Source organism: Dyella sp. LX-66, from assembly GCF_018599165.1.
GTDB classification, from domain to species: Bacteria; Pseudomonadota; Gammaproteobacteria; order Xanthomonadales; family Rhodanobacteraceae; genus Dyella_D; species Dyella_D marensis.
The window spans coordinates 609,068-630,705 of the sequence record NZ_JAHFVJ010000002.1 but is presented as its reverse complement, the minus strand read 5'-3'; the positions used below and the strand labels follow the sequence as shown (position 1 = coordinate 630,705).

Annotated in this window: 20 protein-coding genes; 11 read left to right on the top strand and 9 right to left on the bottom strand. The window is 67.1% G+C overall.

Annotated features, from left to right (window positions below):
- Positions 1-8 precede the first annotated feature (8 nt).
- On the bottom strand, positions 9-2,051 hold the full coding sequence (locus KK141_RS06575; RefSeq protein ID WP_214570149.1) for a DUF4034 domain-containing protein: 2,043 nt from the start codon (positions 2,049-2,051) through the stop codon (positions 9-11).
- A 132-nt stretch (positions 2,052-2,183) separates the two neighbouring features.
- Between KK141_RS06575 and KK141_RS06570 the strand changes: the two genes are divergently transcribed.
- Positions 2,184-2,648 carry a hypothetical protein gene (locus tag KK141_RS06570; protein ID WP_214570150.1) on the top strand — a complete coding sequence of 155 codons (465 nt, stop codon included), beginning with the start codon at positions 2,184-2,186 and terminating at the stop codon, positions 2,646-2,648.
- A 35-nt stretch (positions 2,649-2,683) separates the two neighbouring features.
- On the opposite strand, the gene KK141_RS06565 is transcribed toward KK141_RS06570, so the two are convergent.
- The gene (locus KK141_RS06565) at positions 2,684-3,469 is read right to left on the bottom strand and encodes an SDR family oxidoreductase (RefSeq protein WP_214570151.1); all 786 of its coding nucleotides are present in this window, start codon (positions 3,467-3,469) and stop codon (positions 2,684-2,686) included.
- A 309-nt stretch (positions 3,470-3,778) separates the two neighbouring features.
- On the opposite strand from KK141_RS06565, the gene KK141_RS06560 reads away from it, so the two are divergent.
- The 7 genes from KK141_RS06560 to KK141_RS06530 all read left to right on the top strand — a co-directional run bounded on the left by KK141_RS06560 (position 3,779) and on the right by KK141_RS06530 (position 9,094).
- Entirely contained in the window at positions 3,779-4,108 is a 330-nt protein-coding gene (locus tag KK141_RS06560) for a hypothetical protein (protein ID WP_214570152.1), read from the top strand.
- Positions 4,109-4,111: 3 nt separating this feature from the next.
- Positions 4,112-4,477, top strand: coding sequence for a GntR family transcriptional regulator (locus KK141_RS06555; protein WP_167257727.1), 366 nt, complete (start codon positions 4,112-4,114; stop codon positions 4,475-4,477).
- Positions 4,474-5,331 carry an ABC transporter ATP-binding protein gene (locus KK141_RS06550; protein WP_214570153.1) on the top strand — a complete coding sequence of 286 codons (858 nt, stop codon included), beginning with the start codon at positions 4,474-4,476 and terminating at the stop codon, positions 5,329-5,331. The genes KK141_RS06555 and KK141_RS06550 overlap by 4 nt, the downstream gene beginning before the upstream one ends.
- A complete protein-coding gene (locus KK141_RS06545) occupies positions 5,328-6,299 on the top strand; it encodes a hypothetical protein (protein WP_214570154.1) in 972 nt (323 codons plus the stop codon). The genes KK141_RS06550 and KK141_RS06545 overlap by 4 nt, the downstream gene beginning before the upstream one ends.
- Before the next feature lie 79 nt (positions 6,300-6,378).
- Entirely contained in the window at positions 6,379-7,065 is a 687-nt protein-coding gene (locus KK141_RS06540) for a YggN family protein (protein ID WP_214570155.1), read from the top strand.
- Positions 7,066-7,256: 191 nt separating this feature from the next.
- Positions 7,257-8,510: a serine hydrolase domain-containing protein gene (locus KK141_RS06535; protein ID WP_214570156.1), complete on the top strand. Its 1,254-nt coding sequence runs from the start codon at positions 7,257-7,259 to the stop codon at positions 8,508-8,510.
- A gap of 38 nt (positions 8,511-8,548) precedes the next feature.
- Positions 8,549-9,094 carry a DUF2884 family protein gene (locus KK141_RS06530; protein ID WP_214570157.1) on the top strand — a complete coding sequence of 182 codons (546 nt, stop codon included), beginning with the start codon at positions 8,549-8,551 and terminating at the stop codon, positions 9,092-9,094.
- A gap of 132 nt (positions 9,095-9,226) precedes the next feature.
- Here KK141_RS06530 and KK141_RS06525 read toward each other — a convergent pair whose 3' ends face one another.
- Positions 9,227-10,624, bottom strand: a complete 1,398-nt coding sequence (locus KK141_RS06525; protein ID WP_214570158.1) for a class II fumarate hydratase — start codon at positions 10,622-10,624, stop codon at positions 9,227-9,229.
- A 135-nt stretch (positions 10,625-10,759) separates the two neighbouring features.
- On the opposite strand from KK141_RS06525, the gene purB reads away from it, so the two are divergent.
- Positions 10,760-12,127 carry an adenylosuccinate lyase gene (gene purB, locus KK141_RS06520; protein WP_214570159.1) on the top strand — a complete coding sequence of 456 codons (1,368 nt, stop codon included), beginning with the start codon at positions 10,760-10,762 and terminating at the stop codon, positions 12,125-12,127.
- A 61-nt stretch (positions 12,128-12,188) separates the two neighbouring features.
- Here the strand turns inward: purB and gstA are convergent, their stop codons facing one another.
- A complete protein-coding gene (gstA, locus tag KK141_RS06515) occupies positions 12,189-12,803 on the bottom strand; it encodes a glutathione transferase GstA (RefSeq protein WP_168649604.1) in 615 nt (204 codons plus the stop codon).
- A gap of 129 nt (positions 12,804-12,932) precedes the next feature.
- On the opposite strand from gstA, the gene KK141_RS06510 reads away from it, so the two are divergent.
- Positions 12,933-13,298 carry a helix-turn-helix domain-containing protein gene (locus KK141_RS06510; RefSeq protein ID WP_214570160.1) on the top strand — a complete coding sequence of 122 codons (366 nt, stop codon included), beginning with the start codon at positions 12,933-12,935 and terminating at the stop codon, positions 13,296-13,298.
- Positions 13,299-13,542: 244 nt separating this feature from the next.
- Here KK141_RS06510 and cysK read toward each other — a convergent pair whose 3' ends face one another.
- Positions 13,543-14,484, bottom strand: a complete 942-nt coding sequence (gene cysK / locus KK141_RS06505; protein ID WP_214570161.1) for a cysteine synthase A — start codon at positions 14,482-14,484, stop codon at positions 13,543-13,545.
- 75 nt (positions 14,485-14,559) lie between these two features.
- On the bottom strand, positions 14,560-16,008 hold the full coding sequence (cysG, locus tag KK141_RS06500; protein ID WP_214570162.1) for a siroheme synthase CysG: 1,449 nt from the start codon (positions 16,006-16,008) through the stop codon (positions 14,560-14,562).
- A gap of 316 nt (positions 16,009-16,324) precedes the next feature.
- Between cysG and KK141_RS06495 the strand changes: the two genes are divergently transcribed.
- A complete protein-coding gene (locus tag KK141_RS06495) occupies positions 16,325-17,302 on the top strand; it encodes a LysR substrate-binding domain-containing protein (protein WP_214570163.1) in 978 nt (325 codons plus the stop codon).
- Between the two features lie 124 nt (positions 17,303-17,426).
- Here KK141_RS06495 and KK141_RS06490 read toward each other — a convergent pair whose 3' ends face one another.
- From KK141_RS06490 to cysI, 3 genes are read right to left on the bottom strand one after another with little or no spacing between them, the layout of a single operon-like run.
- Positions 17,427-19,184: a bifunctional sulfate adenylyltransferase/adenylylsulfate kinase gene (locus KK141_RS06490; protein ID WP_214570164.1), complete on the bottom strand. Its 1,758-nt coding sequence runs from the start codon at positions 19,182-19,184 to the stop codon at positions 17,427-17,429.
- A 39-nt stretch (positions 19,185-19,223) separates the two neighbouring features.
- Positions 19,224-19,946 carry a phosphoadenylyl-sulfate reductase gene (locus tag KK141_RS06485; RefSeq protein WP_214570165.1) on the bottom strand — a complete coding sequence of 241 codons (723 nt, stop codon included), beginning with the start codon at positions 19,944-19,946 and terminating at the stop codon, positions 19,224-19,226.
- Positions 19,943-21,637, bottom strand: coding sequence for an assimilatory sulfite reductase (NADPH) hemoprotein subunit (gene cysI / locus KK141_RS06480; protein ID WP_214570166.1), 1,695 nt, complete (start codon positions 21,635-21,637; stop codon positions 19,943-19,945). Before cysI ends, KK141_RS06485 begins: the two co-directional genes overlap by 4 nt.
- Position 21,638 lies beyond the last annotated feature (1 nt).

Below are 21,638 nucleotides of genomic sequence, written 5' to 3'. Positions count from 1 at the left end.
CTTAAGGCTTATCGCGGCGGAAGGTGCTCGGCCGAGGGCTTGGCACCGAAGAACGCACGCAGCGCCCTGCCCGCCATCTGCCAGCCGCTGTCGCCGTAGACCTGCGATTCCAGCCATTCGAGGGTGGAATGCTCCGGATGCAGTTCCTTGAAACGATCGAACCACTGCATGGCGATGTATTCGCTGCGGGGCACGCCGTCGCCGTATTTATAGGCAAGCACGATCTCGCCGTAAGCCTCGCCGCTAATGAGGTCGTCGTAGTCCTCGTCCGCGATGACTACTTTCATATCGGCCACGGCCTGCTGTTTTTCCTGCTCCGTGCCGAAGCGCCGCAACAGGCTGGTGCGGCGGATCAAGGCCATCGCCAGGCCTTGTTCCAGCGCCTGCTGATAGAGCTCGCGCACCCGCTCGAAATTCCCGCGCTGGCTCAGGTCCATGCCGTCCATTTTCTCGAGCCGATAGGCCTGGTTGTACAGCGCGGTCGAAATACCCTCTTCCGCCGCACGCTCCAGCCAGTGCAGCGACTGCGCCTCGTCCAGATGATGCGCCTCGGTATCGGGCAGCCAGCCGCGGCGCACGTCATACATGAAGGCGCTGGCCTCGTAGACGCGGCGCTCCGCCAGTTCGCTGGCGAGATAGACGGATGCGTCGTGTTGTTCGCCATCCCACAGCATGCGGCAGACGGCCAGCGGGGTGAAGGAACTGGGCTGTTGAATAGGCGCGAGTTCGGCCGTGCGTTCGATCAGCGACGCCGCCAGCGCATGATCCGGCGCGATATCCCATAAGCCGAAACGATAGGCGACGGCCGCAATGGCCAGCATGGTGGGTTCGTCGAACCAGCGCACGGCGCGTTCCAGCACCTGCTTGAACGCGCCCTCCTCGTCGGCAAAACCGAACATCAGCATCAGGCGCGCGTAATCGCGGAACGTCCCTTCCGCATCCGTATACACATAAGGAGCGTGGCAATACCGGACGGAGGCGGCATGCCGCTGCAGCGCCTTCTCGTGGTCGCCCAGCGAATAGGTGGTGAAGTTGGCGAGGCTGCCCATCGCAATGAAACGCACGTAATCCGGCATCTTGCCGGCGAGCCAGCGCTCCATCGCTTTCTCGTAAGTGGCGATGGCCCGGGTATTGCCCTGCTCCGGAAATTCGCTCAGCGCGTCATTGACGCCCGGCCACCGCACCACGCTGAGCTGCTGCTCGGTCAAGGACGCGCACAGCGGCCCCTTGGCGAACTTCTCCACTTCGCCGGGCTCGCCGCCCCAGCGCAGGGTGAGGTAATTGGCGTAGCTGGCCAGCAAGCCGGGCCATGCGGGCTTTACCTGCGCGGCAAAACGAAGCCAGTAATCCGCGGGCCGTGCCGCTTCGCCCGCAACGCGGGTCGGCAAGCCAGCGGGCAAGCTCGTGGGAAAATGCTGCTGCGGCACGATGGCGTAGTGCTTGAGCAAGGCGAGCGCGGCGTCGTACAGCTGCGGCCCCACGTCGTCGCGGCTGGGCGGCGCTTCCGGCGTTTCGCCGCGGAACAGCGCATCCACGAATGCCGGCTCGTCGAAATGCCGCGACATTTCCATCAGGTCTTTAGCGGCAATCGCCGGCCGTGCGGAAAGCGCGATGGATTCGAGCAGATATTCGGCGGCACGCGCACAGGCCATGGCCGCGGCGAGCCACTGCGCCTGGCTGACCTGGGACGCCCACGCCGCGGTGCGAATATCCCCGGCGCGACCGTAGTAATAACGGCCCAGCACCAGCCGCGCGTGATACGACTCCGGAAACGCGGTATTCCATGCCTGCAGGCATTCGACGCGGACGTCCGCGGGAACGGTGGCGAAATCGAACAGGGCCGGCGCGCGCACCAGATATTCGTACGACACCAGGTCCTCGTCGGTTGCCTGCCACCACTCGTGTTCCAGCGCGCCGAGTATCTGCTCGACTTCTTCGAAGCGCCGTTCAAGCATGGCCAGGCGCAGCGCATCGCGTTGGCGAAGCAGATTCCATTCGGGGCCGTCGAGGGAGAGCGGCGAGATCGGCAGACGCGGGGTGGCAGGGCTCATGAAGTATCCAAGGTGATGGAGGGCGATCGGATCCGTGATCGAATCGAGCCGGGCCATGATACGGTTATCGCAAGAAGATTCGAGGCTTTTCAGCCACGCCACTTAATGAGCACATCGAGCAGGATGCCGGGAATGAGAGTGCCATCGCATAACACGCGCCAGGCCTGCTTGGTGGCCGCTGCAGGCATGCTGGCGCTGGCCTGCGGATCGCAGGCCCTGGCCGGCAATACGGACAAAGGCATCGTCGTTCTGGACGTATCGCCAGCGCTCTATCGCCCCGCACCGAATACACCCAGCGTGGCCAGCGATGCGCAGGCATGCAAGGGATGGAAGCTGGACAAGCAGCGCGTGGCCTCGCTATGGCGCCTGAGCAGCGAATTGCGCGAAGGCGAAATGCACGATTACTACTGGCTGCCCTGCTCGATCAAAGGGCATGCGCAGTTTCAGGGAGCGACCTGGGCCTTCGAGATCAATGCCGCCGGTACCAGTACCTGGCGCAGCGGTGAGAAGACGCGTTCGATGGGGTGCTCGCAGAAGGCCTGCGAGGCGCTGATCGTCTTGATGCCGGAGCAGTCGGAGACTGCCCCGCCAAAGTAACGAACGATATCGAGCCGAGCGATTATTTCGCTGGCTCAGATCGCGCTGGTCTTGCCGCCATCCATCGGGATAACGGCACCGGTGACATAACTGGCCAGCGGAGACGCAAGGAACAGCGCAACGTTCGCGATCTCCTCCGGCTCGGCGATGCGGCCCAGCGGAATCTCCTCCACCTGTGCGGCGAGCAATTCGTCCTTCGACTTGCCCGTCGCGCGCGAAGACGCTTCCAATCCTTCCTGCACCCGCCCCGTCCGCGTCATACCCGGGTTGATCACATTCACCCGCACGCCCTTCCCCGCATACGCCGCCGCGTAACCCACCGAGGCCAGCATCAAGGCCGCATTCGCCGCGCCGCCGCCGATATGCACGGGATTGGCCTGCCGCCCGCCCTGCCCGACCACATTCACGATCGCCCCGTGCCCGCGTGCCGCCATCCGGCGGATCACCGGATCGATCGCATGCATATAGGTGAAGTACTTCGCCTGCATCGAGGCATGCAACGCCTGGGCGTCCAGTTCCGCGGGCGGCGTGCGCCTGGCGGCGCCGGCGCAGTTGACCAGGACTTCGATCGGGCCGTGGTCGTCCTCGATCCGCTCCATCACCACCTGGGCGGCCACGCTGTCGGTGAGGTCGGCCGGCTCCACATGCAGTACCAGGCCTTGTTCCTGCAGCTGCCGGCGCGCGGCCTGCAGATACTCCACCGAGCGCGAGATGCCCACCACCGTGGCCCCTTCGCGCAGGAAGGCGGCGGCACAGGCCAGCCCGATGCCCTTGCTTGCGCCCGTAATGACGACGACGCGCCCGGTAAGGCCCAGATCCATGCGCAAACTCCTGTGCTGGTGGCCGCTTATTGAAGCAGATGGCGCCGCCTGCGCCCTGTGACGGGCCTGATGTCTGTCATGTGCGATGGCTGATGGCCGCCGCTGCCGCCGGCTAAACCCCGGCGAGACCATATGCATCGAAGGCAGGACCGCCCGCGGCGCGCACTCCGCAGCGGTCCGGCTACCCCGGCCCGCCCTTATAGGCCATCAGTCATGTTGCGATTTCAGCGATCGCCTATTGACGGGTCCAAATGTGGTGTTATAGTTCACTACAACACCGGTCCACGAGGTCACTAAAGGAGACCCGCCATGAAAGCGCCGAACCTGCTCGCACTGACCGCCGCCGTCCTGCTGACTACCGCTGGCCTGGCCGCCGTCAACAACAACGTCAAGGTCCTGCCCGTCACCGAAATCAATGGGGTCAAGGTCATCAACCTGGCTCCGGTCGACGTCCGCCCGACCGCCGAAGACATGCGCGCCGCCGCCCTGCTGGCCGACGCCGGCCTGGCCACCGCCACGGTCACCATGGCGCCGGTCGCGGCCCATGCCGCCGAAAGCGGCGTCGCCCTGCTCGGGGCCCAGCTGGCCATGCCCTACTATTCGTTTGGCACCACGTTCGGCCGTATCACGAAGGATTAATCCATGACCATCACCTGGAACGACAGCGTCCCGATCTACCGCCAGCTGCGCGAGCGCGTCGTGGCGATGATCCTGGACGGCGCCTTGAACGAGGGCGACCCGCTGCCGTCAGTGCGCCAGGTGGCCGCGGATTTTCAGATCAATCCGCTTACGGTCTCCAAGGCGTACCAGGAACTGGTCGACGATCAACTAGTGGAAAAAAGGAGGGGACTAGGAATGTTCGTGATCGATGGAGCCCGCGAGGCACTGCTTAAGTCCGAGCGCGAGCGGTTCCTGCGCGAAGAATGGCCCGCGCTGTTCGAACGCCTGCAGCGGCTGGGGCTGGATCTCAAGACCCTGATGACCGCGGCGGAGGCCAAGCAGTCATGAACGCCATCGTCTCCGCCAGCGGACTGCGCAAGCACTACAAGAACACCACCGCCCTGGACGGCGTGGACTTCCGCATCGAGTCCGGCCGCATCGTCGGCCTGATCGGCCCCAACGGCGCCGGCAAGACCACCGCGCTGAAGGCCATCCTCGGGCTGACCGATTTCGAAGGGAAGCTGGACGTGCTCGGCTTCGACCCGCGCACCCAGCGCGACCGCCTGATGGAACAGGTGTGCTTCATCGCCGACGTGGCGGTGCTGCCGCGCTGGATCCGGGTGAGCGAGGCGGTGGATTTCGTCGCCAACGTGCACCCGCGCTTCGACCGCGCCAAGTGCGAGGCCTTCCTGGCCCGCACCAAGCTCACGGCGAATCAGCGCGTCAAGCAGATGTCCAAGGGCATGATCGTGCAGCTGCACCTGGCCCTGGTGATGGCGATCGACGCCCGCCTGCTGGTGCTGGACGAACCCACCCTGGGCCTGGACATCCTCTACCGCAAGCAGTTCTACCAGAGCCTGCTGGAGGATTACTTCGACGAGAACAAGACGATCATCGTCACCACCCACCAAGTGGAAGAGATCGAGCACATCCTCACCGACCTGATGTTCATCCGCGACGGCAAGATCGTGCTCGATGCCGACATGGATACGGTCGGCGAGCGCTTCGCCGAAGTGATGGTCGGCGCCGATAAAGCCGACGACGCCCGCCGCATGAAGCCGCTGGACGAGCGCCAGGTATTCGGCAAGAGCATCTTCCTGTTCGACGGCGCGGACCGCGCCACGCTGGAAGCCATGGGCGAGGTACGCCGCCCGTCGGTCAGCGACCTGTTCGTCGCCACGATGAAAGGGACCTACGCATGAAAACCTTCTACTGGCAGGTGAAGCGCGAATTCTGGGAGAACCGCGGCGGCTTCCTGTGGGCGCCGGTGGTCACCGGCATCGTGTTCCTGGTGCTGAACGTGATGGCCATCGTCGCCGCCGAGGTGATGAGCGCCCGCCACGGCATCCAGATCGGCGGCAACAACTTCCGCGAGCTGATCGAAAAGGCCAGCGACGGCGACCTCGCCCAGGTGGGCGCGGCGCTGGACATGACCATGCTGTCCTCGATGGGACTGATCACCATCGTGCTGGGCTTCGTGGTGTTCTTCTACTGCCTGGGTTCGCTGTACGACGACCGCCGCGACCGCAGCGTGCTGTTCTGGAAGTCGCTGCCGCTGTCCAATACCAGCACGGTGCTCTCGAAAGTGGTCAGCGCCGTGGTGCTCGCACCGGCCATCGCGGTTGTCGTCGGCATCGCGGTCGGGCTGCTGCAGCTGGTGATCTTCTCCCTGGTGCTGTCCTTCCATGGCATCAACATGTGGGAGCTGCTGACCCTGGCCCACCCGATGCGCGCCGTCGCCTCGCTGCTCAGCTCCATCCCGGTGTACGCCCTGTGGGCGGCTCCCGCGGTCGGCTGGCTGATGCTCTGCTCGGCCTGGGCACGCAGCAAGCCCTTCCTGTGGGCGGTGGCCGCTCCGGTGGTGGCCGGCCTGATGGTGACCTGGTTCGGCATCATGGGCGTGTTCAATCAGACCGCCGTGTGGTTCTGGTCCAACATCGTGGCCCGCTCGCTGCTGAGCGTGTTCCCCGGTTCGCACTTCGCCCTGGATCGCCACGCCTTCCGCGGCATGTCCGAAAACCTGGGCGACGCCCACAACCCGCTGGCCCTGATCTCGCCGGCACAGACCTATGCGGTGCTGGGTTCGCCCAACCTGTGGATCGGTGTCGCGGCGGCGGTCGCCATGATCGCTGCGGCCATCTGGTTCCGCCGGGTCCGCGACGACAGCTGATCATGCCCCGCGGCGGCGGCGCTCAAGCCGCCGCCGCTCCCTCCCGCGCTACCCATCCAGCACTGACAGGAGTCACGCCATGAAGTACCGCTCGATCACCGCCGGCCTGTTCGCCGCCTCGCTCAGCCTCTCGCTGGCAGCCTGCGGCCAGGACGACCAGGCCGGCCAGGCCGACACCGGCGCGTCCAAGGGCGTGGCCGACGCGGCGAAGGAAGTGCAGCAGGCCACCTCGCCCTCGTTCATCGCCGCGCAGGTGCAGAAAGGCATCGACCAGGCCAAGCGCGAGCTGGCCACCAAGGACATCGACGTCGACAGCGTCCATATCGACGGCAACAACAGCCACCACCGCGACACCAGCGGCCTGCCCAAGGCGGTGATCACGCCGCAGGGCGACTTCGTGATCGCCGGCAAGACGGTGACCACCACGCCCGAACAGCACACCCTGGTAGCCGATTACCGCCAGCACATCATCAGCATCGCCGAGGCCGGCATGGATATCGGCGCCAGCGGCGCGAGCCTGGGCACCAGCGCGGCCAAGGAAGCGATCTTCGGCGCGCTCACCGGCAAGAGCGACAAGGAAATCGAGGACCGCATCAAGCCGCAGACCGAACAGATCAAGGCCGCCGCGATCAAGCTGTGCCTGCGCATGCCCGACCTGCTCGCCTCGCAGCAGAAACTCGCCGCGGCGCTGCCGGAGTTCCAGCCCTACGCCACCATGACGCAGAAGGACGTGGACGACTGCGGCAAGGACGACGACAAGAACTGAGCGAGGTAAAGCCCCTCTCCCACTGGGAGAGGGGTTGGGGTGAGGGTTCGGGCGGAGCGCAAGAGTGATGTGTGCCGCTCCGCCCGAACCCTCATCCGGCTGCCGCCACCTTCTCTCCCACGGGGACTACCTTCGGGTCGCCGGAGGGAGAAGGGTTCGCTCTTGGGGACTGAGTCAGTAAGGGGGATTGCATGGGTCGGTCAAGGAAGTCGTCGTTTGCTTCAGCGCTGCTGGCCACCTGCCTGCTAGCTACCACCGCTCACGCCGCCGACGCCAGCCCCACCCGCCTGCGCGGCTCCGCGCTGGACCAGGAAGTCGCCCGCCTGATGCAGGCCGCCCACGTGCCGGGCCTGGCGCTAGCGGTGATCGAGAACGGCAAGGTCGTGCATCTGAAGGCCTACGGCCAGCGCGACCTCGAACAGAAGCTGCCGCTCACCGTCGACACCGTGATGTACGCCGCCTCCATCACCAAGGCTGCGTTTACCTACGCCGAGCTGAGCCTGGTCGACCAGGGCAAGCTCGATCTGGACGCGCCGATCGACAAGCTGCTGCCCAAGCCCCTGCCCGACTACGACAAATACGCGGATCTGGCCGACGACCCGCGCTGGCGCAAGATCACCCCGCGCATGCTGCTCACCCATCGCGCCGGCTTTCCCAATTTCCGCTACTTCCCGCCGGGCGCCACCAGCTACGACCCGAACGGCAAGCTGAAGATCTATGCCGAACCCGGCAGCCGCTACGCCTATTCCGGCGAGGGCATCAACCTGATGCAGTTCGTGCTGGAACACGGCCAGGACATCGACGTCGGCACGCTGATGCAGAAGCAATTGTTCGACCGTTTCGACATGCGCCATACCGCCATGACCTGGCGCGCCGACTTCGCCGGCAACCTCGCCATCGGCTACGACGAGAACGGCAAGCCGCTGGGCCACAAGCAGCGCGGCGGCGTGCGCGCCGCCGGTTCCATGGACACCACTCCGCGCGACTACGCCCAGCTGCTGGCCGGCATGGTGCGCGCCGACGGCCTGGGCGCGAAGGCGCGGGCCGAGTGGCTGAAGCCGGTGCAGCGCATCCAGTCCGTCACCCAGTTCCCCACGCTGGACACCGACACCACGCACGACAACGACGGCATCCGCCTGTCCACCGCGCTGGGCGTCACCGTGTACCAGTCGCCGCGCGGCACCGCCTGGTTCAAGAGCGGCCACGACGACGGCACCAACAATCTCGCCTTCTGCCTGCAGGGCTCGCGCGACTGCGTGCTGATCATGAGCAACAGCTCGAATGCCGAAGGCTTGTATCTGTATCTGCTCGACGCTGCGCTCGGCCCCACCTGCTATCCGTGGTTCTGGGAAAGCGACGTGCCCTACGACCACCCCGAATGGCGCACGCCGGACGCGCGCAAGCAGCCGCACCCGCCGTGCACGCCGGTGCGCCACGCCTCATGAACGACTTCACTCATGCTTGAAGAGCTAAGGAAACCCGCATGCTTAAGCAAGGCCTGATCCCGCTGCTCGCCCTGTGCGCCCTCGCCACGGGCTGCGACAGCGGCAGCTCCATCAACACCAGCCATGGCGATATCAGGGTGCATGGCGGGCTATTGGTGCTCGCCGCGGATGGCGCTCCCAGAGCCACCATCGACGCTGCCGGCGTGCTGAATATCGACGGCAAGACCATCAGCGTCGACGACCGCCAGCGCGACCTGCTGCGCCGCTACTACACCAGCGCCACGGCGGTCCGCCAGCACGGCATCGAGACCGGTAAGGCCGGTGCGGCGATGGCCGGCGAAGCACTCAAGGGCGTGGCCGAAACCGTCGCGGGCGACAAGGACAGTGTGGACAAGCGCGTGGAAGCGCAGACGCAGAAGATCACCGACCAGGTGATGAAGATCTGCGACGACCTGGCGGACATCAAGGTCGTCCAGGACGAACTGGCCACCAGCCTGCCGGCGTTCAAGCCGTATGCGGGGATCATGGACGAGAAGTCGGTGACCGATTGCAGGAATGACGAAAAGACCGAGCGCAAGGACTGACGCGTCGACGCAACGACGTAGGTTGGGGTGAGCCATAGGCGAACCCCAACATCGCCACGTTCAAACGTATCGAGATGTTGGGGTTCGCCTATGGCTCACCCCAACCTACGCCGCACGTATTCGCAGCGGCGCTCAGCCGCCACCACCTCCACCGCCGTGGATGCCACCCTTGGTCAGCGCCATCGGATCGAGCAGCTTCTTCAGCTCTTCCTTCGGCAATCCCGTGGTTTCCAGCGCCACATCCAGAATCGGCCGCTTCTGCTTGTAAGCCTGTTTCGCCGTCGCCGCGCCCTTCTCATACCCGATCACCGGATTGAGCGCGGTCACCAGAATGGGGTTCTTGTCGAGCGCTTCCTTCACCCGCGGCGCATTCACCTTGAACCCGGCGATGGCCTTATCCGCCAGCAGCACGCTCACGTTCGCCAGCAGGCCGATCGACTGCAGCAGGTTGTGCGCGATCAGCGGCAGCATCACGTTGAGCTGGAAATTGCCGGACTGGCCGCCGATGGTGATGGCCGCGTCGTTGCCGATCACCTGCGCCGCCACCATCGCGGTGGCTTCGGGAATCACCGGATTCACCTTGCCCGGCATGATCGACGACCCCGGCTGCAGCGCCGGCAGCTCGATCTCGCCCAGGCCCGCCAGCGGGCCGGAATTCATCCAGCGCAGGTCGTTGGCGATCTTCATCAGCGCCACCGCCAAGGCCTTCAACTGGCCGGAAAGCTCGACCGCGGCATCCTGGCCCGCCATGCCTTCGAAGTAGTTGTCCGCCGCCTCGAAGCGCACGCCGGTGAGCTTCTTCAGCTCGCGCGCCACCGCGGGGCCGAACTTAGGGTCCGCATTGATGCCGGTGCCCACCGCGGTGCCGCCCTGCGGCAGGCGGCGCATGCGCTTGATGCTGTCCTCGATGCGCTCGATCGCGCTGGCGATCTGCGCGGCCCAGCCGGAGAGCTCCTGGCCGAAGGTGACCGGCATGGCGTCCATCAGATGGGTGCGGCCGGTCTTGGGCACGTTGCGCAGTTCGCGCGCGCGGCGCTCGATGGCCTTCTTCAGATGCTTGAGCGCCGGCAGCAGCTGCTCGCTGGCGGTGAGCGTGGCGCTGACGTGGATGGCGGTGGGGATCACGTCGTTGGAGCTCTGCCCGTAGTTGACGTGGTCGTTCGGGTGCACCTTGGCGCCGGCCTTGCCGGCCACGTGGGCGATCACCTCGTTGGCATTCATATTGGTGCTGGTGCCCGAGCCGGTCTGGAACACGTCGATCGGGAACTGGTCGTCGTACTGCCCGTCCGCCACCGCCAGCGCGGCCTTGCGGATGGCCGCGGCCTGGTTCTTTCGCAGATGGCCCAGCCCCAGGTTCGCCTCGGCCGCGGCCGCCTTGATCAGGCCCAGCGCGCGGATGAAGGCGCGCGGCAGGCGCAGGCCGGAGATGGGGAAATTGTCCACGGCGCGCTGGGTCTGCGCGCCGTACAGCGCATCGGCGGGGACCTTCAGCTCCCCCATGCTGTCGTGTTCGATGCGGTACTGGCTCATGCCCTGGTTTCCTTCACACTGGAATGATCGAGCCACTATAGGCCCGCCCCCGTTAGGGCGGTGCCAAGCGGCGCTGGGGGCGGGACAGGCCCGGCCCGTTGTAAAATGCCGTTTTTCCTCTGCCGGATCGCCTCGATGTCTGCCCATGCCCTGACCGCCCTGTCCCCGCTGGACGGCCGCTACGCCAGCAAGGCGCAAGCCCTGCGCCCGATCTTCAGCGAGTACGGCCTGATGCACCGGCGCGTCCACGTCGAGATCGAATGGCTGCTGGCGCTGGCCGCCGACCCCGGCATCGCCGAGCTGCCGGCCTTCTCCGCCGCGCAGATCGCCCAGCTCAAGGAGATTGCCGCCCAGTTCGGCGTCGAGGACGGCGAGCGCGTCAAGGCGATCGAAGCCACCACGAACCATGACGTGAAGGCGATCGAGTACTTCATCAAGGAGCGCATCGGCAACGACGCCGCCCTGGCCCAGGCCAAGGAGTTCGTGCACTTCGCCTGCACCAGCGAAGACATCAACAATCTTTCCTACGCCCTGATGCTGCGCGACGCCCAGCAGCAGGTGCTGCTGCCGGCCTTCGACGCGGTCATCGCCAGGCTGCGCGAACTGGCCCATGCCAATGCCGCGCTGCCGATGCTCTCGCGCACCCACGGCCAGACCGCCTCGCCCAGCACGCTCGGCAAGGAACTGGCCAACGTGGTGGCGCGCCTGGAGCGCCAGCGCGCGCAGCTGGCCGCGGTGGCCATCCCCGGCAAGATCAACGGCGCGGTGGGCAACTACAACGCGCACGCCATCGCCTATCCGGAACTGGACTGGCGCACCTTCTCGCAGCGCTTCGTGCAGGGCCTGGGGCTGGACTACAACGCCTACACCACCCAGATCGAGCCGCACGACGGCGTGGCCGAATACTGCGACGCCGTGCGCCGCGCCAACATCATCCTGATCGACCTGGCGCGCGACGTGTGGGGCTATATCTCGCTGGGCTATTTCAAGCAGGCGCTGAAGGCCGGCGAGGTGGGCTCGTCCACCATGCCGCACAAGGTCAACCCGATCGACTTCGAAAACGCCGAAGGCAATTTCGGCCTGGCCAATGCCCTGCTCGGCCACTTCGCCGAGAAACTGCCGATCAGCCGCTGGCAGCGCGACCTCACCGACTCCACCGTGCTGCGCGCCCTGGGCACCGCCTTCGGCCACACCCTGGTGGCGCTGGAATCGCTGCAGAAGGGCCTGGGCAAGCTCAACGTCAACGCCGACCGCATCGCCTCGGATCTCGACGCCGTCTGGGAAGTGCTGGCCGAAGCCGTGCAGACGGTGATGCGCCGCTACGGCCTGCCGGAGCCGTACGAGCAGCTGAAGGCGCTGACCCGCGGCCAGGGCATCACCAAGGATTCGATGCGCGCATTCATCGCCGGGCTGGACCTGCCGGCGGAAGCGAAGCAGCGTTTGATGGAGCTGACGCCGGGCGGCTATATCGGCCTGGCGGAGCCGCTCGCTCGCGAGATCTGAGCGCGTTCGTTTTCCGCACGAAGAAAAGGGGCGCGTGATCCGCGCCCCTTTTTTAATGGCCTCAGGCTGCCTTCTTCAGGCCTTCGGCTTCCAGCGCCGTCTGCACCGCGGGGCGCTCCGCCACGCGCTTCTGGAAATCCAGCAGCGCCGGGAATTCCGACAGATCCAGCGCCACGTGCTTGGCCCAGTTGGTGACGGTGAACAGATAGGCATCCGCCACGGTGAAGCGGTCGCCCACCAGCCACGGGTGCTGGGCCAGGCGCTCTTCCAGCAGGCGGTAGCGCTTGCGCAGGTATTCCTTGCGCTCCTCGCGCACCACGTCCGGCGTTTCCGGCTTGAACAGCGGCGAGTAGGTCTTGTGCAGCTCGGAATTGATGTAGCCGAGCATTTCCTGCAGGCGGTAGCGCGCGGTGGTGCCGTTGGCCGGGGCCAGGCCGCTTTCCGGCTTGAGGTCCGCCAGGTACTGCACGATGGCCGGGCCTTCGGTGAGCAGCTCGCCGTCATCCAGCGTCAGCGCCGGCACATAGCCCTTGGGGTTGATCAGCCAGTAGTCCTGGTCGCTGGCCGTGCGCTTGGCCTTGGTGTCGACCTTCACCAGCTCGACCGGAATCCCGGCTTCCAGCGCGACGATATGCGGCGACAGCGAACAGGCACCGGCGGCGTAGTAGAGCTTCATGGCGATCCTCCTTGGATGGAACGGGTGGGGTAAGACAGCCATCGTAGCCAGCCATGGTTACTGCTGGATACCACCTAACCGGGTGTAACCCCTAAAATCCGGTATCTCGCCAGTTACCGGTACCGCGCCATGGGCCTGCCCGTCCGCAAGAACAAAGTGATGCCGCCGCCGGCGTGTCCGCTCAGCGAAGTGCTGGGGCTGCTGCGCGGGGCGTGGGCGCCGAATGTGGTGTGGCTGCTGAGCGGGGAGCCGCGGAGGTTCGGGGAGTTGCGGCATGACATGCCGAAGATTTCAGCGCGGGTGTTGAGTGCGCGGTTGCGGGAGTTGGAGTCGCGTGGGTTGGTGATGCGGACGGTGCTGGATACGTCGCCGCCGTCGGCGGAGTATGCGTTGACGCCGTTGGGTAGGGAGTTGTTGCCTGCGATTGATGCGTTGGCGGATGTGGGGAAGAAGCTGATCGCCGAATGGGGCGGGCCCCACCGTAGGTTGGGGTGAGCCAGAGGCGACTGCGAAGGCAGGATGCCGTAGCGAACATCCGCGTAGCGGATGGCCCAAAGGGCGGGCTGCTGATGCAGCCCGTAACCCCAACGTTGCGGCATCGTGCGGGGTTTGTTGGGGTTCGCCTTCGGCTCACCCCAACCTACGACGCTTTCCTGACCCTTCGCTCACCGCTCCGCCCGGCCCCTCACCCCAGCCCTCTCCCCGGAGGGGAGAGGGGGTAGGTTGTCGGGGCGTGGGGTTATTCGACCTCGTCCGACCCTTCATTGACACCCTCGAACAAAAACGTCGACAGATACCGCTCGCCCGTATCCGGCAGCATCGCCAGCAGCACCGAACCTTCCGGCGCATCCTTCGCCACCTGCAGCGCCGCCGCCAGCGTGGCGCCGGAGGAAATACCCACGAAGATGCCTTCCTGCTGCGCCAGCGCGCGCGCGGTATCGCGTGCCACCACGTCGTCCACCGGCAGGATCTGCTGTGCCACCTCGCGGTTGAGCACCTTCGGCACGAAGTCCGGCGTCCAGCCCTGGATCTTGTGCGGCTGCCATTCCTTGCCGCCCAGCAGCGAGGCGCCGGCCGGTTCGCTGGCGATCACCTTCACTTCCGGACGCGCCACTTTCAGCACCTCGCCCACGCCGGTGAGCGTGCCGCCGGTGCCCCAGCCGGTGACGAAGTAATCCAGCCGGCGGCCGGCGAAATCGCGCAGGATTTCCGCGGCCGTGGTGCTGCGGTGATACGCCGGATTGGCGGGGTTCTCGAACTGGCTGGCCAGGAACCAGCCATGCTTGTCCGCCAGCTCCTTGGCCTTGCGCACCATGCCGCTGCCGCGCTCGGCCGCGGGGGTCAGCAGCACCTTGCCGCCGTACGCGCGGATCAGCTTGCGCCGCTCGATCGAGAAGGTCTCGGTCATCACCGCCACGAACGGATAGCCGCGCGCCGCGCACACCGCGGCCAGCGCCACGCCGGTATTGCCGGAGGTGGCCTCGATCACCGTCTGCCCGGGCTTGATGGTGCCGCGCGCCTCGGCGTCCAGGATGATGGCCAGGGCCAGGCGGTCTTTCACCGAACCTGCCGGATTGAACGCTTCCACCTTTACGTAAAGCTCGACGTGCTTCGGCGCCAGCCGGTGCAGTTTCACGACCGGGGTCTTGCCGATGGTGTCGAGGATGCTGTCGTAGATCATGAAAGGCTCCAGGCGAGGATGGAAAGGACGTGGGCGGGTCGGCGCATAGTGCGCCCTGCGCGGTGAAATTTTGCGTCAGGCGCGCCGGGCCAGGGGCAGTTCGGCCACCGATGGTGCATCAATTTCGGAACAGTCGCCGATCGGAGGCGCGCCGAACCAGGCGAGCTGGCCGGCCAGCGCCGCTACTTCGCCCAGGATCAGCAGGGCCGGCGAGCGCACCGCATGCGTCATGGCCAGCTGCTGCAGCTGGGCCAGCGTGCCGGTGACCACGCGCTGCCGCGGGCGCGAGCCGTTCTCCACCAAGGCGAACGGCGTGCTTGCCGCGCGGCCGTGGGAGAGCAGCTGTTCCTGCACGGTACCGAGTTCGCTCACGCCCATGTACACCGCCAGCGTCTGCCGTTCGCGCGCCAGCGCGGGCCAGTCCAGCGTGTCGTGGGAACCGCGGCAATGCGCGGTGAGGAACCGCACCGACTGCGCATGTTCGCGATGCGTCAGCGGCACGCCCGCATAAGCGGCGCAGGCCAGCGCGGCGGTGATGCCGGGCACCACTTCGTAAGGCACGCCGTGGGCGCGCAGATGTTCCAGTTCCTCGCCGCCGCGGCCGAACACGAAGGAGTCGCCACCTTTCAGGCGCACCACGCGGCGGCCTTGCTGCGCGTGTTCGAGCAGCAAGGCGTGGATGCGTTCCTGGGTGACGTGGTGGTTGCCGGCTTCCTTGCCCACTTCGATGCGCTCGGCATCACGGCGCGCCAAGGCCAGCACTTCGGCGGCGACGAGGCGGTCGTAGAGGATCACGTCGGCTTCCTGCAATGCGCGCAGGCCACGCAGCGTCAGCAGGCCCGGATCGCCAGGCCCCGCACCCACCAGCACGACGCTGCCGACGCTTTGCGTCACGGCGCCGGCGAGCGCGCGTTCCGCTTCGGCCTCCGCCTGCTCCGGTTGTGCGCGGCGCAGCAGCTGCAGCACGGGGCCGGCGAACAGCTGCTCGTAGAAGCGGCGGCGCGCGCCGAGATCCGGCAGGCGTGCGCGGATTTTCCCGCGCAGGCGCGCGGCCAGCGCCGCGAGCGGACCCAGCGCGGGATCCAGCAGGCTTTCCAGCCCTTCGCGCAGCAGCCGCGCCAGCACCGGCGCGGTGCCGCCGCTGGAAATCGCGATGGTTACCGGATCGCGGTCGATCACCGCGGGCACGTGGAAGCTGCACAGCTCGGCATCGTCCACCACATTGACGAACAGCCGGCGCTTTTCCGCCAGCGTGGCGATGCGGCGATTGAGCAGGGGTTCGCCAGTGGCCGCGATGACCAGCCAGCACTCATCCAGCCAGGCCTGTTCGAAACCGCCCAGGCGCAGCTCGATCCGGCCCGCCGCCGCCCAGGCCTGCAGGTTTTCGGTCGCCGCCAGCGCACCCACGGTCACCGCCGCGTGCGCTTCGAGCAGCGCCGCCGCCTTGCGCTCGGCCACCGCGCCCCCGCCCACCACCAGCACGCGGCGGCCGGCGAGATCGGCGAACAGCGGGTACAGCTTCATCGGCATCGCACCATCGACAAGGGAACAACGACGCTAGGTGCGGCCGCGCAGCCGGGCAAATGATTTGTCCATAGCCGCTCATGCCGCGGGGTTATGTGACAGCTCCCGTTTCCGGCATAAGACCCCGCCCGCGCATTGACGCCGTCATTAAACGGATGTATAGACGTCTAAATGACGACCGCGAACCACGCCACCGACGCCCTGCCCTCCGGCCTCCCGGCCGTCGCCTGTCCGTGCCGCCCCGCCATCATGCGATGTACCCCTGCAGCGCCCGCAAGCCAGTCCACCCGACCTGCCCGCTCCAGGATGCCCTCGCATGACCCTCACGCAACTGCGCTATCTCGTCGCCATCGCCGACGCCGGCCTCAACATCACGCTGGCCGCCGAGCGCGTGCACGCCACCCAGCCCGGACTCAGCAAGCTGCTCAAGCAGCTTGAGGACGAACTCGGCTTCCAGCTGTTCCATCGCAAGGGCCGCAGCCTCGATTCGATCACCCACGCCGGCAGCCACGTGCTGGAACGCGCGCGCACGATCCTGGCCGAGGCCACCAATATCCGCTCCATCGCCGCCAACCTGCGCAACGAGTCGCGCGGCACGCTGCGCGTAGCCACCACCCACACCCAGGCCCGCTTCGCCCTGCCCGGCGCGGTGGCCGCACTCACCCGCCAATACCCGCAAGTCAGCGTGCATCTGCTGCCGTCCACCGATGCCGACGTGATCGGCCTGCTCGAAGGCGGCCACGTGGACCTGGCCATCGTCAGCAGCTCGGGCGGCGCCCCCTCCGGCAGCGGCATCGCCCTGCCCGCGTATCGCTGGAACCGCGTGGCGATGGTGCCGCACGGGCATGCGCTGGCGAAGCTGGAACGGCCGCCGACGCTGGACGAACTGGCCGCGTATCCGCTGGTGAGCTACGACTCTTCGCTGAGGCCCGGCTCCTCGCTGGCGCGTGCGTTCCACGCGGCCAACCTGCATCCGCAGATCGCCATGACCGCGAGCGACGCGGACCTGATCAAGACCTATGTGCGGGCCGGCGTCGGCATCGGCGTGCTGGCGGAGATGGCGGTGCAGCCGGGCGACCAGGATCTGCGCGCCTTGCCGGCGGACCATCTGTTCGCGCCGTGCACGACGTGGATCGTGCTGCGGAAGGAAAGCGTGTTGCGGGAGTTTGCGCTGGAGTTTATCGGGTTGTTTGCGCCGCAGCTGGAGCGCCGGGCGGTGAGCCGTGCGCTGGCGAGCGGCGGGGCGACGCATTGGCCGGCGGTGCCGCATTGGCGGGAACGCGCGGCGGACTGAAACCGGCGTAGGGCGTAGGTTGGGGTGAGCCAAAGGCGAACCCCAACATCGTCACACTGATACGCATCGCAACGTTGGGGTTCGCCTATGGCTCACCCCAACCTACGCCGTCGTTGCAGCCGCATCAGCTAGCCAACAACCCCCGATCCCTCAACAAGCCCAGAATATGCCCCGCCAGCACCGCCGGCTCGGCGCCGCTTCCATCCACCCGCACCTCCGGCTGCTCCGGCGCCTCGTACGGATCGCTGATCCCGGTGAACTGCGCGATCTTCCCGGCGCGCGCCTGCGCATACAGCCCCTTGCGGTCGCGCGCCTCGCACACTTCCAGGGGCGTCGACACGTGGATCTCGATGAAGTCCCCATGCGCTTCGACCAGCCCGCGCGCCTCGGCGCGCGCATTCGCATACGGCGCAATCGGCGCGCACACCGCCACGCCGCCATGGCGCACGATCTCGCTCGCCACGTAAGCAATGCGCGTGACATTGGCATCGCGGTCCTCGCGCGAGAAGCCCAGGCCGCGCGACAGATGCTTGCGCACCTCGTCGCCGTCCAGCACGGTCACCGCGCGGCTGGTGTGCTCCAGCAACTGCGACACCACCGCCTGCGCGATGGTCGACTTGCCCGCGCCCGACAGCCCGGTAAAGAACAGCGCGAAACCACGCGGCGCCTGCGCCGGATGACGTTCGCGCAGGATCTTCACCACCTCGGGGAAGGTGAACCACGCGGGGATATCCGTGCCCTCGTGCAGATGCCGGCGCAGCTGCGTGCCGGAGATATCGCGCACTTCGTCGTCCGCCGCCACTTCGGTCGCCGGCACATAGGCATCGCGGTTGGCCGCATAGACCATCGCCGGGAACGCCACCACCTGGATGCCCAGTTCGTCCTGGTAGCGCTCCAGTAGATGCTGCGCATCGAACGGCCCGTAGAACGGCTGGCCGTTGGAATCCTTGCCCGGACCGGCATGATCGCGCCCCACGATGAAATGCGTGGCGCCGTAGTTCTTGCGGATGATCGCGTGCCAGATCGCCTCGCGCGGCCCGCCCATGCGCATGGCCAGCGGCAGCAGCGAGAGCTTGGCGCTGTCGGCCGGGTACTGCGGCAGCAGGGCGCGGTAGCAGCGCACGCGGGTGTAGTGGTCGACGTCGCCGGGCTTGGTGCGGCCCACCGAGGGCTGGATCAGCAGCTTGGCGCCGACCTTCTGCGCGGCGCGCAGGGTCAGCTCGCGGTGCGCGCGGTGCATCGGGTTGCGCGTCTGGAAGGCCACCACGCGGCGCCAGCCGTTCGCTTCGAACCAGGCGCGCAAGGTGCGCGGGCTGTCGCGCAGCTCGGTGAAGTCGTAGTGCACCGGCTGCTGGATGCCGCGCAGGCGGCCGCCGAGATACACCGGCCGGGTGCGTTCGAGCAGTTCGGCCACGCCGGGGTGCAGGTGATCCTGCGTGCCGAACACCTGCTGCGCTTCGTGCGCGCGGTCCGGGCGATAGATGTCCTGCAGTTCCAGCACGGCCAGCGGCACGCTCTGCGCATCGCGCAGCACGATCTCGGCCCCAGGCGCGAGCGTGGCGGCAAACTCTTCGCTCACATCCAGCGTGATCGGGATCGGCCACAGCGTGCCGTCGGCCAGCCGCAGCTCGTTCACCACGCCGAGATAATCGCGTTCGGTGAGAAAGCCTTCCAGCGGCGAGAAGGCGCCGTTGAGCAGCAGCTCCAGATCGCACAGCTGCCGCGTGTTGAGGTCCAGGGCCGGTAGCCCGGCGCTGCGCTGTTTCAGCGCCTGCGCCTCGGCATACGGCAGGTAGAGGTCCTTGAGCGTGCCGCCATGCGGCGCGATCAACGGCTCCAGTTCGGTTTCGACGGGAAGTGCAGCGAGTGCGCTCTGGCTCATGATGGCGTTCTTTTGTCAGGTATCGGGGTGGCGGAAGGGTCAGGCGAGGTCGTGCAGGCCGCACTCGCGCTTGAGGCCGAAGAAACGCGTCTCTTCGGGGTCCATGCCCGGCTCCCACGGCCGGGTCGTGTGGGTGTCGCCGATCGACACGTAGCCCTGCTCCCACAGCGGGTGGTAAGGCAGGCCGTGGCGCTGCAGGTAGCGGCCGACGTCACGGTCGCTCCAGTCGGCGATCGGGTGGAATTTCCAGCGGCCCTGGCTCAGCCGCAGAAAGGGAATGCGTTCGCGGCTGCGCGACTGGCCGCGGCGCAGGCCGGCGAACCAGCTGCCGATGCCCAGTTCCTCCAGCGCGCGCCGCATCGGCTCCACTTTGCGCAGCTCGTTGTAGCGCCCCAGCCCTTCCACGCCCTGCTCCCATAGCCGGCCATGGCGCGATTCCATCCAGGCGGTGCCCAGCGGCGAGCGGTAGACGTGCAGGTTCAAGGTGAGGCGTTCGCGCAGTTCGTCGACGAAGCGGTAGGTCTCGGGAAACAGATAGCCGGTATCGACCAGGATGATGGGCAAGTCCGGTTGATGCTGCGTCAGCAGATGCAGCGACACCGCCGCCTGCGCACCGAAGCTGGACGACAGCGCATGCGCACCCGGCGCGTGTTCCAGCGCCCAGGCGACACGCTGCCCGGCGTCGAGCGTGCCGAGCCAATGATCGAGTTCCGCCAGCGCATCCGCATCGTGCCGCGCCGCTTCCAGCGTTGCGCCGTTCATGCCGTCACCTCCAGGGGAATACGCCGGTCCGCCGGCGGCGAGACCACGCCGGTGCGCAGCAGGAAATCGCCGAAGCCTTCGTTCGCCTCGCGTTCCTGCGCATAGCGCCCGAACAGCGGATCGAGCGCGGCGAGGATGGCCGCTTCGTCCACGTTCTCGCGATACGCGCGGTTGAGCCGCTGCCCGCTGAAATCCGCGCCCAGGCGCAGGTCGTAGCGTCCGGGGCCGCGGCCGACCAGGGCGATCTCGCCCAGGTAAGGACGCGAGCAGCCGTTCGGGCAGCCGGAGACGCGCAGCACGATCGGCGCATCGGCCAGGCCATGGCCGGCCAGCAGCGCCTCGACCTTGTCCAGCAGCTCCGGCAGATAGCGCTCCGCCTCGGCCATGGCCAGGCCGCAGGTGGGCAGCGCCACGCAGGACACCGCGTGGCGGCGGATCGGGCTGATGCGCCAGTAATCGTCCAGGCCGTGCGCGGCGACGATGGCGTCGATGCGCGCGCGCTCCTGCGCCGGCACGTTGGCCACGATCACGTTCTGGTTGCAGGTAAGGCGGAAATCGCCCTGGTGCACCCGCGCCAGCTCGCGCAGGCCGGTCAGCCAGCGGCGCTCGCCGCGGTCGGCGAGGCGGCCCGATTCGATATGCAGGGTGAGATGCCAGCGGCCGTCGTGGCCTTCGATCCAGCCGTAGCGGTCGCCGTTATGTTCGAAGCGAAAGGGACGCGCGGGTTCCAGCGCGAAACCCAGGCGGCTTTCCAGCTCGGCCTTGAAGGCATCGACGCCGCGATGATCGAGCGTGTACTTCAGGCGCGCATGCTTGCGCTCCACCCGGTTGCCCCAGTCGCGCTGCACCGCGACCACGGCTTCGGCGGCGGCATACAACTGCTCCGGCGTGACGAAGCCGAGCACCGTCGCCAGCCGCGGATAGGTCGACGCATCGCCATGCGTAGCGCCCATGCCGCCGCCCACCGCGATGTTGAAACCCTTCAGCTCGCCGTCCTCGGCAATCGCGATCAGGCCGAGGTCCTGCGAGAACACATCGACGTCGTTCAATGGCGGAATCGCCAGGCCGATCTTGAATTTGCGTGGCAGATAGGTGGCGCCGTACAGCGGCTCCGCCTCCGGTTCGCCGACCAGCGCCTCGCCGTCCAGCCAGATCTCGTGATACGCACTCGTGCGCGGCGCCAGATCGTCCGACAGCTTCGCCGCCCACGCATAGGCCTCGCCGTGCGCCTTCGTCTCCACCGGGTTGGCGGTGCTCACCACGTTGCGCACCACGTCGCCGCAGGCCGCGATGGTGCTGGCCAGGCTGGCGTGGATGGCGGCGATGGTGGGCTTGAGCTTGCGCTTGATGATGCCGTGCCACTGGAAGGTCTGCCGCGTGGTGATGCGCAGCGTGCCGTTGGCGTGCTCGCGCGCCAGGCGGTCGAATTCCAGCCACTGCGCCGGCGTCACCACGCCGCCCGGCAGGCGCGCGCGCAGCATGAAGCTGTAGGCCGGCTCCAGTTTCTGGCGACGGCGTTCCTCGCGCAGGTCGCGGTCGTCCTGCTGGTAGCTGCCGTGGAACTTGAGCAGCTTGCCGTCGTTCTCGCTGATGCCGCCGGTGACGGGATCGGCCAAGCCCTCGGCGATGCCGCCGCGCAGCTGGCGACTGGCGGCCTTGACGCGTTCGAAATCGGAAAGTGCTGCGCTCATA

What these genes read in the sequence shown, in the direction of transcription:
- KK141_RS06575 (WP_214570149.1), bottom strand. Translation starts at nt 2,051, where the DNA reads ATGAGCCCTGCCACCCCGCGTCTGCCGATCTCGCCGCTCTCCCTCGAC.
- KK141_RS06570 (WP_214570150.1), top strand. Translation starts at nt 2,184, where the DNA reads ATGAGAGTGCCATCGCATAACACGCGCCAGGCCTGCTTGGTGGCCGCT.
- KK141_RS06565 (WP_214570151.1), bottom strand. Translation starts at nt 3,469, where the DNA reads ATGGATCTGGGCCTTACCGGGCGCGTCGTCGTCATTACGGGCGCAAGC.
- KK141_RS06560 (WP_214570152.1), top strand. Translation starts at nt 3,779, where the DNA reads ATGAAAGCGCCGAACCTGCTCGCACTGACCGCCGCCGTCCTGCTGACT.
- KK141_RS06555 (WP_167257727.1), top strand. Translation starts at nt 4,112, where the DNA reads ATGACCATCACCTGGAACGACAGCGTCCCGATCTACCGCCAGCTGCGC.
- KK141_RS06550 (WP_214570153.1), top strand. Translation starts at nt 4,474, where the DNA reads ATGAACGCCATCGTCTCCGCCAGCGGACTGCGCAAGCACTACAAGAAC.
- KK141_RS06545 (WP_214570154.1), top strand. Translation starts at nt 5,328, where the DNA reads ATGAAAACCTTCTACTGGCAGGTGAAGCGCGAATTCTGGGAGAACCGC.
- KK141_RS06540 (WP_214570155.1), top strand. Translation starts at nt 6,379, where the DNA reads ATGAAGTACCGCTCGATCACCGCCGGCCTGTTCGCCGCCTCGCTCAGC.
- KK141_RS06535 (WP_214570156.1), top strand. Translation starts at nt 7,257, where the DNA reads ATGGGTCGGTCAAGGAAGTCGTCGTTTGCTTCAGCGCTGCTGGCCACC.
- KK141_RS06530 (WP_214570157.1), top strand. Translation starts at nt 8,549, where the DNA reads ATGCTTAAGCAAGGCCTGATCCCGCTGCTCGCCCTGTGCGCCCTCGCC.
- KK141_RS06525 (WP_214570158.1), bottom strand. Translation starts at nt 10,624, where the DNA reads ATGAGCCAGTACCGCATCGAACACGACAGCATGGGGGAGCTGAAGGTC.
- purB (WP_214570159.1), top strand. Translation starts at nt 10,760, where the DNA reads ATGTCTGCCCATGCCCTGACCGCCCTGTCCCCGCTGGACGGCCGCTAC.
- gstA (WP_168649604.1), bottom strand. Translation starts at nt 12,803, where the DNA reads ATGAAGCTCTACTACGCCGCCGGTGCCTGTTCGCTGTCGCCGCATATC.
- KK141_RS06510 (WP_214570160.1), top strand. Translation starts at nt 12,933, where the DNA reads ATGGGCCTGCCCGTCCGCAAGAACAAAGTGATGCCGCCGCCGGCGTGT.
- cysK (WP_214570161.1), bottom strand. Translation starts at nt 14,484, where the DNA reads ATGATCTACGACAGCATCCTCGACACCATCGGCAAGACCCCGGTCGTG.
- cysG (WP_214570162.1), bottom strand. Translation starts at nt 16,008, where the DNA reads ATGAAGCTGTACCCGCTGTTCGCCGATCTCGCCGGCCGCCGCGTGCTG.
- KK141_RS06495 (WP_214570163.1), top strand. Translation starts at nt 16,325, where the DNA reads ATGACCCTCACGCAACTGCGCTATCTCGTCGCCATCGCCGACGCCGGC.
- KK141_RS06490 (WP_214570164.1), bottom strand. Translation starts at nt 19,184, where the DNA reads ATGAGCCAGAGCGCACTCGCTGCACTTCCCGTCGAAACCGAACTGGAG.
- KK141_RS06485 (WP_214570165.1), bottom strand. Translation starts at nt 19,946, where the DNA reads ATGAACGGCGCAACGCTGGAAGCGGCGCGGCACGATGCGGATGCGCTG.
- cysI (WP_214570166.1), bottom strand. Translation starts at nt 21,637, where the DNA reads ATGAGCGCAGCACTTTCCGATTTCGAACGCGTCAAGGCCGCCAGTCGC.